The sequence below is a fragment of the Sphingobium sp. B10D7B genome (assembly GCF_025961955.1).
Taxonomy (GTDB): Bacteria; Pseudomonadota; Alphaproteobacteria; order Sphingomonadales; family Sphingomonadaceae; genus Sphingobium.
Genome location: NZ_JAOQOQ010000001.1, coordinates 983,877 through 1,000,446, shown reverse-complemented (window position 1 = coordinate 1,000,446; position 16,570 = coordinate 983,877). Strand labels below are relative to the sequence as shown.

The 16,570-nt window shown below is 65.6% G+C and carries 11 protein-coding genes; 5 read left to right on the top strand and 6 right to left on the bottom strand.

The features are described 5' to 3' along the window. Positions 1-34 precede the first annotated feature (34 nt). Positions 35-2,704: a glycoside hydrolase family 3 C-terminal domain-containing protein gene (locus tag M2331_RS04700; RefSeq protein ID WP_181559200.1), complete on the top strand. Its 2,670-nt coding sequence runs from the start codon at positions 35-37 to the stop codon at positions 2,702-2,704. Here M2331_RS04700 and M2331_RS04695 read toward each other — a convergent pair. Together M2331_RS04695 and M2331_RS04690 are read right to left on the bottom strand one after the other, a co-directional pair. After that, positions 2,688-5,054, bottom strand: a complete 2,367-nt coding sequence (locus M2331_RS04695; RefSeq protein ID WP_181559199.1) for a glycosyl hydrolase family 95 catalytic domain-containing protein — start codon at positions 5,052-5,054, stop codon at positions 2,688-2,690. The genes M2331_RS04700 and M2331_RS04695 overlap by 17 nt on opposite strands. A gap of 19 nt (positions 5,055-5,073) precedes the next feature. Next, a complete protein-coding gene (locus tag M2331_RS04690) occupies positions 5,074-6,735 on the bottom strand; it encodes a glycoside hydrolase family 43 protein (RefSeq protein ID WP_181559198.1) in 1,662 nt (553 codons plus the stop codon). Between the two features lie 260 nt (positions 6,736-6,995). Between M2331_RS04690 and M2331_RS04685 the strand changes: the two genes are divergently transcribed. The 4 genes from M2331_RS04685 to M2331_RS04670 all read left to right on the top strand — a co-directional run bounded on the left by M2331_RS04685 (position 6,996) and on the right by M2331_RS04670 (position 12,237). Further along, positions 6,996-8,108, top strand: coding sequence for a glycoside hydrolase family 43 protein (locus M2331_RS04685; protein WP_181561366.1), 1,113 nt, complete (start codon positions 6,996-6,998; stop codon positions 8,106-8,108). Positions 8,109-8,113: 5 nt separating this feature from the next. Next, a complete protein-coding gene (gene xylB / locus M2331_RS04680) occupies positions 8,114-9,562 on the top strand; it encodes a xylulokinase (protein WP_181559197.1) in 1,449 nt (482 codons plus the stop codon). A gap of 28 nt (positions 9,563-9,590) precedes the next feature. Then, the gene (gene xylA / locus M2331_RS04675) at positions 9,591-10,901 is read left to right on the top strand and encodes a xylose isomerase (RefSeq protein WP_181559196.1); all 1,311 of its coding nucleotides are present in this window, start codon (positions 9,591-9,593) and stop codon (positions 10,899-10,901) included. 262 nt (positions 10,902-11,163) lie between these two features. Next, positions 11,164-12,237: a LacI family DNA-binding transcriptional regulator gene (locus M2331_RS04670; RefSeq protein WP_181559195.1), complete on the top strand. Its 1,074-nt coding sequence runs from the start codon at positions 11,164-11,166 to the stop codon at positions 12,235-12,237. A 61-nt stretch (positions 12,238-12,298) separates the two neighbouring features. Here M2331_RS04670 and M2331_RS04665 read toward each other — a convergent pair whose 3' ends face one another. From M2331_RS04665 to M2331_RS04650, 4 genes are all read right to left on the bottom strand, one after another. Beyond that, positions 12,299-13,717, bottom strand: coding sequence for a sugar porter family MFS transporter (locus M2331_RS04665; protein WP_181559194.1), 1,419 nt, complete (start codon positions 13,715-13,717; stop codon positions 12,299-12,301). 67 nt (positions 13,718-13,784) lie between these two features. Beyond that, complete coding sequence (locus M2331_RS04660) at positions 13,785-14,645, bottom strand: SMP-30/gluconolactonase/LRE family protein (RefSeq protein ID WP_181559193.1); 861 nt, start codon at positions 14,643-14,645, stop codon at positions 13,785-13,787. A 1-nt stretch (position 14,646) separates the two neighbouring features. Then, the gene (locus M2331_RS04655) at positions 14,647-15,411 is read right to left on the bottom strand and encodes an SDR family NAD(P)-dependent oxidoreductase (protein WP_181559192.1); all 765 of its coding nucleotides are present in this window, start codon (positions 15,409-15,411) and stop codon (positions 14,647-14,649) included. Next, on the bottom strand, positions 15,408-16,508 hold the full coding sequence (locus tag M2331_RS04650; protein WP_181559191.1) for a fumarylacetoacetate hydrolase family protein: 1,101 nt from the start codon (positions 16,506-16,508) through the stop codon (positions 15,408-15,410). The genes M2331_RS04655 and M2331_RS04650 overlap by 4 nt, the downstream gene beginning before the upstream one ends. Between the last annotated feature and the right edge of the window lie 62 nt (positions 16,509-16,570).

Here is a 16,570-nt window from a genome sequence, read left to right as displayed (position 1 = left end):
ATCCTTTCGCCGATTCAGACGCTGGAGACAGATCATGACCCCCGCCCCCTCCCTACGCGCCCTCATCCTCGCCGGTGCGGCAGCGTTCGCCGTGCCGCTGGCCGCTCAGACGGACGATGCCGACACGGTCATGGCGCAGTCGGAGCGGCAGGCAGCGGAGATCGTGGCGAAGCTCACGCCGCAGGAGAAAGCGGACCAGCTTGTGAATGTCGCGCCTGCCATCCCGCGCCTTGGTATTCCCGGCTACAACTGGTGGACGGAATCGCTGCACGGCGCGATGGGCACGCTGCCGACCACCAACTTCCCCGAACCGATCGGCCTTGCCGCCACCTTCGATGCGCCGCTGGTCCATGATGTCGCCAACATCATCAGCGTCGAGATGCGGGGCCTGCATACGCTGGCGCGGCAGACCGGACGCCTGGGGCGCATCGGCACAGGGCTGGACACATGGTCGCCCAATATCAACATCTTCCGCGATCCGCGCTGGGGGCGCGGGCAGGAAACCTATGGCGAGGATCCCTTCCTCACGGCCGAGATCGGCAAGGCGTTCATCACTGGCATGCAGGGGCCTGACCCGGCACGGCCTAACATCATCGCCACACCCAAGCATTATGCCGTGCACAGCGGCCCGGAATCGACGCGCCATCATGCCAATGTCTATGTCTCTCGCCATGATATGGAGGACACCTATCTGCCCGCCTTCCGCGCTGCCATCGTGGACGCCAAGGCGGGATCGATCATGTGCGCCTATAACCGGGTGAACGGGCAGCCGGCGTGCGCCAGGGACGAGTTGCTCAAGACACACCTGCGCGATGCCTGGGGCTTCAAGGGCTATGTCGTCTCCGATTGCGATGCGGTGACCGATATCGACCGCAACCACCATTATGCGCCGGATGCCGCCACGGCCGTCGCCGCCGCGATGCGCGCCGGGGTCGACAGCGAGTGCAATGGCGCGACGCTGAGCGACACCGCCGGGCTGGGACAGCCCTATCTCGATGCGCTGAACCGCAATCTCATCACGCAGAGCGATGTCGATACTGCGCTCGTGCGCCTGTTTTCCGCGCGCCTGCGCAATGGCGATCTACCTGGCCTGTCGCCGCGCCCGGCCATCGCACTATCCGTCATCGGCGCGCCGGACCATGGAGCGCTGGCGTTGAAGGCCGCCGAAAAGAGCCTGGTGCTGCTCAAAAATGATGGCTCGCTGCCGCTCAAGCCCGATGCCCGCATTGCCGTCATCGGCCCGCTGGCGGATGCCACCCGCGTGCTGCGCGGCAATTATTCTTCTACGCTCTCCGGCCCGCCGATATCCGTGCTGGAGGGGCTTCGTCAGGCGATGCCGGGCGCGACGATCCACCATGCCCCCTTCGCCGAGACCTTTACCGACGGCGACCGCGTACCGACAACGGCGCTCGTCGCGCCGGATGGCAAGCCCGGGCTGCTGGCGCGCTATTATAATCCCACGCAGACGCCGCCGGCCCGCTTCGCGCCGGGGACGTTCGACAGCGCAACCAAGGCGATGACCTTCCAGACCAAGCCGGTCGTGACCCGCAGGGAGGCCGATGTGGCCGGGCGCAGCCTCGATCTGGCGAACGTCTCCGACCATCACCGCGTGGTCTGGACCGGCTTCCTCGTGCCGCCGGAGAGCGGCACCTACCGGCTCGGCCTGTCCGGCTCCAACGGCGAGATGCTGCTCGACGGCAAGCCGTTCGTGGACCTCAAAAACTCGCGCTGGAACAGCCTGCCGACGATGAAGACGCTGACCTTGGAGAAGGGCAAGCGCTACCCGATCGAGATCATGATGACCTCGCACATCAATACCGGCATCGACCTGATGTGGAAGCGCGTTTCGCCCGATGCCGATGCGGCGCTTGCCGCTGCTGCGGCGCAATCGGACGTGATCGTCGCGGTCGTCGGCCTCACTTCTGATCTCGAAGCCGAGGAAACGCCGGTGAAGGTGCCGGGCTTCGAGGGAGGCGACAAGACCACGCTCGATCTGCCTGCCGAGCAGCTTGACATGCTGGAAAAGGCCCGCGCGCTGGGCAAGCCGCTGGTCATCGTGGCGATGAACGGCAGCCCGATCAACCTCGCCTGGGCGAAGGACCATGCGGCGGGCATCGTGGAGGCCTGGTATCCGGGGCAGAATGGCGGCCTCGCGGTCGCCAATGTCCTCTCCGGCAAGACCAATCCCTCCGGGCGCCTGCCCCTCACCTTCTATCGCAGCGTGGATGAGCTGCCGCCCTTCGGCGACTACAGCATGGCCGGCCGGACCTATCGCTACTTCACCGGCACGCCGGTCTATGGCTTTGGCTATGGGCTGAGCTACACGCAATTCGCATATGAGCCGCTGCGGGTGCAGACTTCCGGCGATGCCGCGCAAGGCGTGCGGGTCTCGGCCACCGTGCGCAATAGCGGGCAGCGAGCGGGCGAAGAGGTGGCGCAGCTCTATCTCGATTTCCCGGATGTGCCCGGCACCCCGCGTATCGCCTTGCGTGGCTTTCAGCGCGTGGAGCTAAAGCCCGGTGAATCCCGCCAGATCAGCTTCGATCTCTCGCCGCGCGATTTGAGCGCGGTCTCTCTGGAGGGCGTGCGGCAGGTCTTCCCCGGTGCGTATCGCGTGTCGGTCGGCTCGGCTCAGCCCGATAGTGGCCTGCCGGTGCAAAGCGCGGACTTTGCCATCGCCACCGGCGTCACCCTGCCGAAATAGGCGGGAGGCCCAGCCAGCCGCTCACGTCGACCTGCTGTGGGCGGCTAGCCGTCAGCCGCACGATCACGCGCTGGCTGCCGAAGCGGACGGTCCGCTCAGCATCGATCGCGCTGGTGAGCGTGAGCGTGCGCGGCCGGGACTGCGCCCAGCTGAAATCGACGCTGCAGGCGCCCCGCGCCCGCAGCCCCCGCACCGCGCCGGTCGGCCAAGCCGAGGGCAGAGCCGGCAGGAGATGGATCTCGTCGCCCCGGCTGCGCATGAGCATATGCGCGATGCCAGCGGTGCCGCCGAAATTGCCGTCGATCTGGAAAGGCGGATGGGCATCGAACAAATTGGGATAAGTCCGCTCCGGTCCGAGAAGAAAGCGCAGGATGCGGTGGGCGCGGTCGCCATCGCCAAGCCGCGCCCACAGGTTGATCCGCCAGGCCGTCGCCCAGCCCGTTCCGAGATCCCCGCGCAATTCCAGCGAGCGGCGCGCCGCCGCCGCGAGCGCTGGCGTGTCGTCCAGATCGATCTGCTGGCTCGGGAACAGCCCGTAGAGATGCGAGACGTGGCGATGGTCCGGCTCGGGCGCCTGCGCATCCCAATCCTGCTGCCATTCCTGCAACTGCCCTTGCGCGCCGATGCGATCCAGCGCGAGACGGCTGCGCAAGGCGCGAAGCTCCGCCGCGAACGCGCTGTCGATGCCGAGCAAATCGGCGGCCTGCGCTGTCTGGTCGAACAGGTCGCGCAAAATCTGCTGGTCCATCGCCGGCCCGGCGCAGATCGCGATGTCGCCATGATGGGCGTTCTCCGGAGAGAGCGACGGGCTGGTAACGAGAGCGCCGGTCTCGGGATCGACCTGCAGCGTATCGACAAAGAACAGCGCCGCCCCGCGCATGAGCGGATAGACATCGCGCAGGAAGGTCTTGTCCCGCCCATAATCCCAGCGTTCCCACAAATGGGTGCACAGCCACGCCCCGCCCGTCGGCCACATCCCCCAGCGCGCGCCATCCACCGGCGCGGTGGCGCGCCAGATGTCGCTATTATGATGCGCCACCCAGCCGCGCGCGCCATACATCTCCCGCGCGGTACGGGCGCCGCTTTCCGCCAGCTCCCGCACCATGCGCACCAGCGGCTCGGTGCATTCGGGCAATGCCGTGATCTCGGCCGGCCAGTAATTCATCTGCGTGTTGATGTTGATCGTGTATTTCGATCCCCAAGGCGGGTCGATGCTGCCATTCCAGATGCCCTGCAGGTTCGCGGCCTGCGAGCCGGGGCGTGACGAGGCAATCAACAGATAGCGCCCATAATTGAAGTAGAGCGCGGCAAGGCCGGGGTCATCGCGACTCTGCGCGGCGATAACGCGCTGATCGGTGGGCAGCGCGACTGCGCTGTCATCGCCAAGGTCGATCTCGACGCGGCGGTACAGGGCGCGATGGGCAGCGACCGCTTCGCCATGCAGTTGCTCGGAACTGCGCGCCATCGCATCGACGATCCAGTCGCGCACAAGCGCATCCGGGTCACCGGAGACATCGTCGAAACGGCGAAAGCTCGTCGCCATCGCGACCAGCACCGTCACCGCCCGCGCGCCGCGCAGCGCCAGATGATCGCCCTGCGCGGTGAGCGAACCGCCTTCCGGGATCACGCGCACCAGCCCTGCCAGCTTCAGCGCACCGTCGACGCCATGCGCGCCGCGATTGCGCCCCCGGATGAGCAACAGCCCGTCGCGCGCCTCCACCTGTGCCTCCTGTGCCGGGGCAAAGCCGATATCGAGATCGAGCGACGCAGGGCCGTCCACTTCATGGCGCAGCACGATCACCTGCCGGACAGGGGACGCGAAGACGGTGCGGTGGTGGCGTGTGCCCGCCAGCGTGAACGTCGTCGTTGCCGTGGCGCTATCGAGGTCGAGCACACGCGCATAATCCGCCGGGACAGCAGCGGAGGCGGCCCCCGGCAACCTGAGCAACAGATCGCCGAAGCTCTGATAGGCCATCTGCTGGACCGGCTGGCCGATCAAGCTGCGGTTCGCGAGGTCGTGCGCCTGCGCGTAATCTCCCTGCGCAATCAGCCTGCGCACCTCCGGCAAGGCATCACGGGCAGCGGGATTGACTGGATCATAAGGCCCGCCGGACCACACTGTATCCTCGTTGAGTTGCAGGCGCTCAGTGCCGACACCGCCGAACACCATCGCGCCAATTCGGCCATTGCCGACCGGCAGGGCCTGCGTCCATTCGGTCGCCGGGCGCCGATACCAGAGCCGGTCGCGCGAGGGTCTGTCGCTTTCGGACGCGGCCACGGCGGTGCCCGGCAAACAGGCATTGGCGGCGAGCAGCAGCGAGCCTTCCAGCACATCGCGGCGCGTGACCATCGCTCAGCGACCCTTTCGGCTAGCGCGTCCAGACATAGGGGCCCACGATGGTGCCGGTGAACCCGCCTGCATCCTGTGTGCTGAGGAACCGGGCGTCCACATCCGCCGCGAGCCGGCCCAGGCCCCCTGCCCCGGCATAGTCGAAGGACATGGTCCCGCCATTGGCGCGGATCGTCAAAGTCATCGGGCCTCGGTTGGCGATAGGCGCAGAGGCGACCAGCCGCTCCTTGCCCTGGGCGCGGGCATACAGCGCGATTGCATCCTGCCCGTTCAGCCGTGTGAGGCCGAAGAACAGCCAGGCATCGTCGCTTTGCATCGCGGCAAGGCCGGCGCGGTCGCCTTCCTGCTCGGGCGAGAAGGTGACGACGGTGCGCATGGTCGCGACATGATGCTGCTGGCGCCGCCCGAGGAAGGCGGGCGTTCCGAACTTGTCGCCGAGCGGCGCGGCACTCGCCAACACCAGATCGCCACGCTCCAGCCGATAGAAATGGTGATCGGGCGTGCGGACTCCGAGCCATTGCATCGCCAACCGGTCGCCCTCGAAACTGTCCGCATAAGCAAAATCGCCATTGGTCGGCAGCGCTGGTCGGGCCTGTGGAGGTAGCGCGGGCGCCTTGGGCGCGAACGGAATCGTCTCGCCATGCGGCAGGATGACCGGCCAGCCGTCTTTCCACTGGACCGGCAGCAGGAAGGTCTCGCGACCGATGTTGTAATAGTTATCGGCATAAGGCCGTACCGCCAGAAACGTTGCCCACCAGTCGCCAGCCGGGGTCTGCACCAGCTTGGCATGACCGGCCGAGGTGACCGGATCGCGCCGCGCGGGATCGAGGTCGCGCTGGGTGAGGATGGGGTTATCCTTGTGCGGCACATAAGGTCCGCGCAGCTTGCGCGAGCGGAACACCACCTGGGAGTGATCGACGCTCGTGCCGCCTTCCGCCGCGGTCAGATAATACCAGCCATCCTTGCGCAGAATGTGCGGCCCCTCGATCCAGATCGGCTTCTTGCTCAGGTCCACCCCGCCATTGATGAGCTGGGTGCTTGGCCCCACCATCTTGCCGGCTCGCCAGTCATATTCCTGAATCCAGATGGCGCGGTGCCCCTCATAGCGTGGCGTCTCATCCGGCCCGCGATTGTTGACGATATAGGCCTTGTCGCCTTCCCAGTAGATCGACGGGTCGATCCCCTCGAACGGCAACCAGATGGGATCGGACCACGGCCCGGCCGGGTTCTTGGCGGTGATGACGAAATTGTCCCGGCATCCCACGCATGTGTTGACGATGTAGAAGGTGCCATCGTGAAAGCTGATGTCCGGCGCGAACACGGCTTCGGACACGCCCCGCCCGGCGAGGTTGAGCTGGCCTGGCCGGTCGATCGCATTGCCGATCTGCGTCCAGTTTACCAGATCCTTCGAATGCCAGACCGGAAGCCCCGGGAAATGCGCGAAGGACGAGGTGACCAGGTAATAATCCTCCCCCACCCGGGTGATCGAGGGATCGGGATAATAGCCTGAGAGGATGGGGTTGCGGTATGCGCCCGGCTTGACGGTGACTTGCTCGATGGACTGGCCATCATAATCGAAACTGGCAAAGCGGGCCTCCGGCCCTGCCCATGCTGCTGCAGACATCAAGGCCAGCGCTGCGGCCATCCATCCACGCGCCCACAGTCCTGCCGCGATCTTCATCGTCCCTCTCCTGTTTGGCGGCAGATCGATCCTGTGCGGATTCGCCACCTTAAGTCTCAATGGTAGCGCTCCCATTTCTCCTTGCCCAGCCCTGTTTACGCGCAGCGGCGTGTATCCCCCTCCAAACAAGGCAAATTCATGCAAGAGCGGAATCCATTTGACCGCCCCGCATCCATAATGGTAGCGCTACCTTAACAACGCCGCACAACCATAAGCGGCGCGCAAGATAAACAAAGGAGAGCCCCTTGTCGAAAGTCCCGATGCTCCGGACCAGCCTTGTCGTGCTTGGTCTCGCCACCGCCCTTTCCGCCTGCTCCTCGGATGAACCCGGCGCTGCAAACAATGGCGCGACTGGCGCGGCGCATGAATCGGATGGCATCTCGGCCGACGGCAAGCGCTTCCTCTCCCAGCCGCTCGTCACAGAGATTTTCACCGCCGATCCTTCGGCCCATGTCTTCAACGGCAAGATTTACGTCTATCCCAGCCATGATGTCGACGCAGGCATCCCGGACGATGACCTCGGCAACCAATATGCCATGCACGACTATCGCGTGCTGGAGATGGACAAGATCGGCGGCCCGGTGAAGATCGGCCCGGTCGCGCTGGACGTGAAGGACGTGCCTTGGGCCGCCAAGCAGATGTGGGCACCCGACGCCGCGTTCAAGAATGGCACCTACTATCTGTACTTCCCGGCCAAGGACAAGGACGGCATCTTCCACATCGGCGTGGCGACCAGCAGCACGCCCATGGGTCCGTTCAAGGCCGAGCCCAAGCCGATCGCCGGCAGCTTCTCCATGGACCCCAATGTGTTCACGGACACGGATGGAACCAGCTACATGTATTTCGGCGGCATCTGGGGCGGCCAACTCCAGAACTGGGCCAAGGGCAAGTATGACGCCGCGATCGGCGTGACCGACCTGAAGGCGGACGATCAGCCCGCGCTCATGCCCAAGGTCGCCAAAATGGCTCCGGACATGAAGAGCTATGCCGAAGCGCCCCGCGACGCGGTGATCCTCGATGAGAAAGGCAAGCCGCTCCTCGGTGGCGATCATGATCGCCGCTTCTTCGAGGGCACCTGGATGTACAAGCGCGGCGACACTTACTACCTGACCTACTCGACCGGCGACACGCACTTCCTCGTCTACGCCACGGGCAAGACGCCTTATGGTCCGTTCACCTATCGCGGCAAAATCATGGAGCCGGTGCAGGGCTGGACCACCCACCACTCGATTGTGGACTGGGGCGGCAAGACCTGGCTCTTTTATCATGACACGCAGCTGAGCGGCAAAAACCACCTGCGCAATGTGAAGGTCACCGAGCTGACCTTCAACGCCGACGGCACGATCCAGACGATCAATCCGTTCCGCGACTGACCGGCATGTTCCTCGGCATCGACATCGGCACCTCCGGCGTGAAAGCGGTCGTCATCGACCAGCATGGCGCCGTTGTCGGCCAGGGAACGGCGGCGCTCACCGTGCAGCGGCCGCAACCGCTCTGGTCCGAGCAAGACCCGGCCGCGTGGTGGGCTGCCACCACGGCAGCCGTGCAGGCCGTCGACCCCGCCGTGCGGCGCGCCGTGCTCGGCGTCGGGCTCGCCGGCCAGATGCACGGCGCCACGCTGCTCGGCGCGGACGATCAGCCGCTGCGTCCTGCGATCCTGTGGAATGACGGGCGCAGCCACGCCGAATGCATCGCGCTGGAAGACAAGACCGACGCCTTCCGCACAATCGGCGGCAACATCGTCATGCCCGGCTTCACCGCGCCAAAGCTCGCCTGGGTGGCCCGGCACGAGCCGGAGATCTTCGCCGCCACACGCACCGTGCTGCTGCCCAAGGACTATATCCGCCTGCAAATGACCGGCGAAAAGGCCACGGACATGTCCGACGCCGCCGGCACCTTGTGGCTGGATGTTGCCGGGCGGCGCTGGGCGGAAGCACTGCTGGACGCGACCGGCCTCAGCCTTACGCACATGCCGGCGCTGTACGAGGGCACAGAGCTGACCGGCACGTTGCGGGCGGAGGTCGCTCAGCTCTGGGGCATGTCCCCCGTTCCGGTCGCCGCGGGGGGCAGCGATAATGCCGCCGGTGCCGCGGGCATCGGCATCGTCAGCGATGGCGACGGGCTGCTTTCCCTCGGCACATCGGGCGTGATCTTCATCGCCAACGACCAGTTCAAACCCAATCCAGACCGAACCGTGCACGCCTTCTGTCACTGCCTGCCTGCACACTGGCATCAGATGGCCGTGCACCTGTCGGCGGCGTCGTGCATAGACTTTGCTGCACGCCTCTCCGGTGCAGCCGGCGCCGCCGACCTCTTTTCCCGCGCGGAGTCGATTGGCGCCGCGTGCGGTCCGGAACTCTTCCTCCCCTATCTCTCTGGCGAACGCACACCGCATAACGACCCGCAGGTGCGCGGCGCCTTCCTCAATCTCGATCATGATAGCGGGCCGGAGCGGCTGGCGCAGGCGGTGCTGGAGGGCGTTGCCTTTGCCTTTGCGGACGGGCTGAACGCGCTGCGCGACGCCGGCAGCGATGTGCAGGAACTGGCCGTGATCGGCGGTGGCGCGCGGTCGCGCTATTGGGGCCAGATCATCGCGGCTGCGCTCGGCACGCGCCTCAACTACCTCAAGGGCGGAGAGGTCGGTCCGGCGATGGGCGCGGCCCGCCTGGCCCAGATCGGCGTGACCGGCGGTTCGCCCACCGACATCTGCACGACGCCGCCGATCGCCCATGTGATCGAGCCCGACCCGCTGACCGCCGAGCGACTGGCTCCCAAGCGCGAGGCCTTCCGCCGCGCCTATCCGGCCATTCGCGCCGCACAGAGCTGACATTCTTGAAACCGATAGGGAGCGCCTGATGGCCACCGAGTATTTCGCAGACATTGCCCCCATCGCCTATAAAGGCCCGGATACCGACGACGAGCTGGCCTATCGCTGGTATGACAAGGATCGCGTCGTGCTCGGCAAGCGGATGGAGGATCATCTCCGCTTTGCCGTATGCTTCTGGCACACATTCTGCTGGCCGGGCTCGGACGTGTTCGGCGCCGGCACCTTCAACCGCCCCTGGCATGCTGGCGCCAATGACAGCGCCGCTGCGGCCCAGAAGCGCGCGGTCGCCTTCGACTTCTTCAAGAAGCTCGATGTGCCCTTCTACTGCTTCCACGATGTCGACGTGATGGCGCAGGCCGAAAGCGTGGCCGAGCATCGCCGCTACCTCGCCGAGGCCGTCGATCATCTGGAAGAGCTGCAGGCTTCGAGCGGGCGCAAGCTGCTGTGGGGCACCGCCAACCTGTTCGGCCACCCCCGTTTTGCTGCTGGCGCCGCGACAAATCCGGACCCGGAAGTCTATGCCTTCGCCGCAATGCAGGTGCGCGATGCGCTGGAGGCCACGCATCGCCTGGGCGGCGTCAACTATGTGCTGTGGGGCGGCCGTGAGGGCTATGAGACGCTGCACAACACCAACTTGAAGCGCGAGCTCGATAATTTCGGGCGCTTCCTGACGCTGGTGGTCGAGCACAAGCACAAGATCGGCTTTTCCGGCACCATCCTCATCGAGCCCAAGCCGCACGAGCCGACCAAGCATCAATATGATTTCGACACCGCCACGGTTTACGGCTTCCTCAAGCGCTACGGGCTGGAGAACGAAGTGCGCGTGAACATCGAAGCCAATCATGCCACGCTCGCCGGCCACACCTTCGAGCATGAGCTGGCGACGGCGAACGCGCTGGGCATCTTCGGCTCGATCGACGCCAATCGCGGCGACCACCAGAATGGCTGGGACACCGACCAGTTTCCCAATTCGGTGGAAGAACTCACCGTCGCGATGATCGAGGTGATCCGCGCCGGCGGCTTCACCACCGGCGGGTTCAACTTCGATTCCAAGGTCCGGCGCCAGTCGATGGACCCGGTTGACCTGTTCTACGGCCATATCGGCGGCATCGATACGGTGGCGCGCGGGCTGTTGAATGCCGCCGCGATCATCGAGGATGGCCGCATCGATGCCCTGCGCAATCAGCGCTATGCGGGCTGGGATGGTCCGCTGGGCAAGGAGATCGCTGCGCTCGACCTCGCCGGGATCGCCGACCTCGCCGTGACCCGCGCGCTCGACCCCAAGCCTGCCTCCGGAAGGCAGGAGCGGATCGAAAATCTCGTCAATCGCTTCATCTGAGCCATGCCGGACCCGGGCGCTTCCTCTTCGCCGGGTCAGGTCACTGATGAGGTGGTCGCTACGGCGGCCACCTCTTTTTTTGCTATCTTCTCGCCCAGGCGCTAACGAAACCGAAATTGCCGTGCCCATAGATCGGCACAAAGAGACGACAACGGCGCGGAGCCAAAGCAAGATCGCCCCCTCATCTTATCTGTTGCGATGAACGCACGATATTGGGAGAGGTCTCGCCCAGCTCCGGATAGGAAGGCGAACAAGTCAGGCGATGGTCACCAACCGCAGTTCCCGCTCGTCCCGTCGGCAGAGCTCTGGTCCCAAGATCGAGGATGTCGCCCGCCTGGCCGGCGTTTCGCCGATGACCGTGAGCCGCGTGATCAACAAGGGCACCAATGTCCGTGAGGACAAGCGCCTGGCGGTCGAGGCCGCGATTGCCGAGCTGAACTATGCGCCCAACATCGCCGCCCGCACCCTCGCGGGTGGCGAGGACACGCGCATCGGGCTGCTCCACTCCAACCCGAGCTTTGCCTATCTCAGCGAGTTTCTGGTCGGCATATTGGCGGAGACCAGCCGCACCGGCGCGCAATTGATCGTCAAGGAGTGCAATGAGGAAGGCGCAGAGGACAAGGCCATCGAGGCGCTGCTCAAGGGCCGGGTGGACGGGATCGTCCTGCCCCCGCCGCTGAGCGATTCCCCCTCCGTGCTCGCCGTGCTGGAGGGCGCCGGTGTGCCGGTCGTCGCGGTCGCCACCGGGCGCGCGCCCGACTGGGCGCTCTCGGTGAGCATCGATGACAAGGCGGCCGCCCACGCCATGACCGATCATCTGATCCTGCTCGGGCATCAGCGCATCGGCTTCATCACCGGCCACCCCAACCAGACGGCCAGCGCCGAACGGCTGGAGGGCTATCGCTCCGCGCTGGAGAAGCACGGCATCGAGCCGCAGCCCGAGCTGATCGAGCAGGGCTTCTTCACCTTCCGCTCCGGCCTGGAGGCAGCCACGCGCCTGCTCGATCTGGCCGAGCCGCCAACGGCGATCTTCGCCTCCAACGACGACATGGCCGCAGCTGCGCTCACCGTCGCGCACCGCCGTGGCATCGACGTGCCGCAAATGCTGACCATCTGCGGCTTCGACGATACCGCTCTGGCGCTCACCAGTTGGCCGGAGCTGACCACGATCCGCCAGCCGATCACCGATATGGCGCAGCAGGCGGTGGCGCTGCTGACCCGGGAAATCCGGATGCGCAACGCCTCATCGAAGGGCGTGGACCACCCGCATGTCGTGACGCCCTACACGCTGATTGCGCGCGAGAGCGACGGCCCCCCGCCCCAGCCCAAGCCCTGAAAAGCGAACAGCCCGGCGACGCCTAAGCGTGACCGGGCCGAGCGTGCTGTCGGGTGAGCGATCAGCCTTCCATCTGCTCCAGTTCCCGTCCCTTGGTCTCGCGCACCATGGCGCGGACGAAGAAGAAGGAGACGGCGGCAAAGAAGGCATAGCCGAAATAGGCCACCGCAAGGCCGGGGCTGATGACCAGCGAGGGGAAGCTCACCGAAACGAGGGCGTTCGCCAGCCACTGCGCCAGCCCCGCCACCGCCAGGCCCGAGCCGCGGATCTGGTTAGGGAACATCTCGCCCAGCATCACCCACATGATCGGCCCCCAGCTCAGGTTGAAGAAGATCACGTAGAGATTGGCGGAAATCAGCGCGATGATGCCATTGCTGCCCGGCAGCACCACGCCGCCATCCGCGCCCGTGACCGCTGTGGAGAAAGCATAGGCCACGACCGCCAGCGTGACGGCCATGCCGGCCGATCCGAACAGCAGCAGCGGCTTGCGGCCGATCTTGTCCACAAGGAACATGGTGGCGATGCAGGCGCCGATGGAGAGCACGCCCGAGAGGATGTTCGTCTGCAGCGCATAATCCTCCGAGAAGCCGACGGCCTCCCACAAGGTGGCGCCATAATAGAAGACCACGTTGATGCCGACGAACTGCTGGAAGATCGCAAGGCCGATGCCGGTCCACACGATCGGCCGGATGCGCCCGGTCGTCTTGTCGATGAGATCGGAGAGACGCGGGCGATGGTGATCGGCAGCGAGGCTGTCGCGGATCTCACCAACCTTGCGCGTCGCTTCCTCCGGCCCGAACAGCCGCGAGAGAACCGCATGGGCGCGCTCTTCCTTGCCTTTGACCACCAGATAGCGTGGGCTTTCGGGAATGATCAGCAGCGCCAGGATGTAGATGGCTGCCGGGATCGCCTGCAGCAGGAACATCCAGCGCCAGGCCGGCAGGTCGAACCACAAGGTCGCCGTCGAGCCGCCGGCATAGCGCGCCAGCACGAAGTTGGCGACGAACGCTCCGGTAAGGCCGGTGATGATCATCACCTGCTGGATGCTGGAGAGGCGCCCCCGGATCGAGGCGGGCGTCACCTCGGAAATATAGACCGGCGAAATCACGCTGGCCGCGCCGACGCCGAGACCGCCGATGATCCGCGCCATGATGAACATCGCCGAAGACCCGGCCGCACCGGCCAGAAGCGCGCTGATGAGGAAGAGCAGGCCGGCCAGCATCATCACGCCGCGACGGCCAATGAGGTCGGACATGCGCCCGGCGAGAAACGCGCCCAGCGCGGAGCCGACCAGAATGGCGCCGACATTGATACCGATGCCCAGCGCGCCCAGGTCAAACGCGGATTCCAGCCCTTTCTGGGTGCCGTTGATCACGCCGGAATCATAGCCGAACATGAAGCCACCAATGGTGGCGATGGCCACGATGGCGAATATGAACCCGATGTTGGTTCGCCCGATGGCGTGCGTTTCAGCGCTCATGCCGAGCCCCTCCTCTCTCTCAAAAATTCTGCCGACTCCAGCCGAGGCCGTGACGGCGTTTCTTCTGTCAAATATCTGCCGGGGTAACCGGCAATCCTGCAACCTTGGGATCGAATGCGAAAACGTGGCCGGCCAACGGCTGTGCCTTACGCGCGGCAGCATCCAGCCCCTTGTTCGCGGTGGTGGCATAGGCGGTGCGCAGATCCGGCCCACCAAAGGCGATCTTGGTCACGTTGGCGACCGGGAAGGAGATGGTCTGCATCAGCCGACCCTGCGGATCGTAGCGCCGCACGCCCCAGCCGCCGAACAAGGCGACCCACAGGCAGCCCTCACTATCCAGCACGGAGCCGTCGGGCCAGCCCGCGCCATCCTCGATGGTGATGAACGGCTCGCCTGCGCCAACCGTGCCGTTCTCATCGACCGGGACTTTCCAGATTTTCCGGCCAAGCGTGTCGGTATGATAAAGCGTGCGCCCATCTGCGCTGATGGCAGGGCCGTTGGTGATCTCGACAGCAGGCACGGCCGTGGCGGCGCACTGCCCGCCGGCTAGGCAATAGAGGTGCCCGGTTTGCGCGACTTCGCTATCGTCCATGCTGCCGAACCACAGCCGCCCTTGAGTATCGGTGGCGGCGTCGTTCAGCCGATTGCCGGGCAGATGCGGCTCGGGATCGTGGAACAGCGAAAATACCCCGCTTTGCGGATCGAACCGATGCAGGCCGGTGCGCACGCCAGTCATCATGTCGCCACTGCGCGTGGGCAGTGCCCAGCCGATCTGGTCCGGCGCATCCCATACCGCCAGCGCGCCGGTGGCCGGCACATGGCGGTAGAGCCTGTGCGCCTTGATATCGACGAACCACAGGGCATCGTCCCACCAGACCGGCCCTTCGCCGAGCGTCATGCCCAAGGGAAGGATCGGCTCGGGCTGCATCTCAGCGCCAGCCTGCGTCGACGAAATATTCGTGCCCGCTGCACAGCGCGCCGTCATCGGAAGCGAGGAACAGCGCCAGCGCAGCGACATCGCGCGGCTGGATGCGGCGCGGGAGGCACTGCGCCTGCAGGATCTCCGCCTCACCTTCCGGCGTGTACCACTGCTTCTGGCGGGGGGTATCGACATTGCCCGGCACGATGGCGGTCACGCGGATATTGTCGCCGCCCAGATCGCGGGCCAGCGCCCGAGTCATGCCTTCCACGCCGGCCTTCGCCGTCTGGTAAAGAACCAGTTCAGACATGCCGAGATGCCAGCTCACCGAGCCCAGATTGATGACGGCACCGCCGCCCCGCGCGCGCATCGCCGGAACCACGGCTTGCGCGGCGAAGAACTGGTGGCGCAGGTTGGTCGCCATGCGCTCGTCCCAATAATCGGCGGTCACCTCGTCATAGCGGTGGCGGTCGTCATTGGCGGCATTGTTGACCAGCACGTCGAACCCGCCCATCTCGCTCTCCAGCGCTCGGACGGTCCGGTCCAGCTCAGCGACATTGCGCAGGTCGCAATGGCGAAAGCGCGCGCCGGCGAGATCCCGCGCCAGATCGGCGCCGGCAATGTCGTTGAAATCGAGGAAGGCGACATGCGCGCCCTGCCCCGCAAACGCCGCGACAATGGCCGCCCCGATCCCGGTCGCCCCACCGGTGACCAGCACGTTCTTGCCCGCCAGGCTGGGATAGACGGCGTATTGTGTTTGCTCAGACTTGTTCATGCCGATTCCAGAAGACCGCGCCGCTGCAGATTTGCGTAGAAGGCGCCAATACCCAGCTGCCAGGGTGGTGCATCGCGCGAGGTGACGACCCGGTTGACCAGGCGCCCGAGCTTGTCGGAGGCGATGGTCACGACATCGCCCACCTTGTGGGTGAAGCCACGCCCCGGCTCGTCGCGGTCCTGCACGGGCGCGAACAGCGTGCCGAGGAACAGCGCAAAGCCATCGGGATATTGATGCTCGCTCAGCGTCTGGCGCACCAGATCGAGCGGATCGCGGCTGATCTCCGCCATGTTGCTCACGCCTTCGAGCACGAACCCATCCTCTCCGGCGATGGTCAGCCGCACTTCGGCACGGCGCACATCATCGATGCTGAAGCTGTCATCGAACAATCGCACCAGCGGGCCGATGGAACAGGAGGCGTTATTGTCCTTGGCCTTACCGAGCAGCAGCGCCGAGCGGCCCTCGAAATCGCGCAGATTGACGTCATTGCCGAGCGTCGCGCCGACGACGGCGCCGAGGCTGTCCGCCAGCAGCACGATCTCCGGCTCGGGGTTGTTCCACGCAGAATCCGAGCGAATGCCGATCGCGGCGCCCGGCCCCACGGTGGAGAGCACCGGCGACTTGGTGAATACCTCCGCATCCGGGCCGATGGCGACCTCCAGATATTGCGACCACAGCCCGTCCTCGATCAGCGCCTCCTTGAGCGAGGCGGCTTCCGGCGTACCGGGCTGGACGGAGCGGATTTGCCCGCCAATGCGCGACTCCAGCCGCTCACGGATCGAGGCAGCCCGGCTCCAGTCGCCCCGCGCCCGCTCCTCGATCACCCGCTCGATGGCGGAGAGAGCGAAGGTGACGCCGCAAGCCTTGACGCATTGTAGATCGACGGGGCTGAGCAAGCGCGTGGATGCAGGATCAAAATGGCCCAGCGAGGTGCCGCCAGCGCCTGAAAAATCGCCGCTTTCTACAAGGGCCGAGACGGTCGGCCAGACGTGCGCCATATCGAGCAGCTCACCCTGCCGGACGAGCACGGGGCTTGGGCCATCGCCAAAATCGGCTCGCCCCAGAAACATGCCCTCTTCCCAATCGACGGGCAGCATCGGGCCGGACTCTTCTGGATGTATCACTTCCTCTCCCTCGCCCCCGAGGGCGCCCCTGTGTG

Bases quoted from the DNA above. Each gene is read 5' to 3' on its own strand.
- M2331_RS04665 (WP_181559194.1), bottom strand. From the start codon at position 13,717: ATGAGCGCTGAAACGCACGCCATCGGGCGAACCAACATCGGGTTCATA.
- xylB (WP_181559197.1), top strand. From the start codon at position 8,114: ATGTTCCTCGGCATCGACATCGGCACCTCCGGCGTGAAAGCGGTCGTC.
- M2331_RS04650 (WP_181559191.1), bottom strand. From the start codon at position 16,508: ATGCTGCCCGTCGATTGGGAAGAGGGCATGTTTCTGGGGCGAGCCGAT.
- M2331_RS04685 (WP_181561366.1), top strand. From the start codon at position 6,996: ATGCTCCGGACCAGCCTTGTCGTGCTTGGTCTCGCCACCGCCCTTTCC.
- M2331_RS04660 (WP_181559193.1), bottom strand. From the start codon at position 14,645: ATGCAGCCCGAGCCGATCCTTCCCTTGGGCATGACGCTCGGCGAAGGG.
- M2331_RS04655 (WP_181559192.1), bottom strand. From the start codon at position 15,411: ATGAACAAGTCTGAGCAAACACAATACGCCGTCTATCCCAGCCTGGCG.
- xylA (WP_181559196.1), top strand. From the start codon at position 9,591: ATGGCCACCGAGTATTTCGCAGACATTGCCCCCATCGCCTATAAAGGC.
- M2331_RS04695 (WP_181559199.1), bottom strand. From the start codon at position 5,054: ATGGTCACGCGCCGCGATGTGCTGGAAGGCTCGCTGCTGCTCGCCGCC.
- M2331_RS04670 (WP_181559195.1), top strand. From the start codon at position 11,164: ATGGTCACCAACCGCAGTTCCCGCTCGTCCCGTCGGCAGAGCTCTGGT.
- M2331_RS04690 (WP_181559198.1), bottom strand. From the start codon at position 6,735: ATGAAGATCGCGGCAGGACTGTGGGCGCGTGGATGGATGGCCGCAGCG.
- M2331_RS04700 (WP_181559200.1), top strand. From the start codon at position 35: ATGACCCCCGCCCCCTCCCTACGCGCCCTCATCCTCGCCGGTGCGGCA.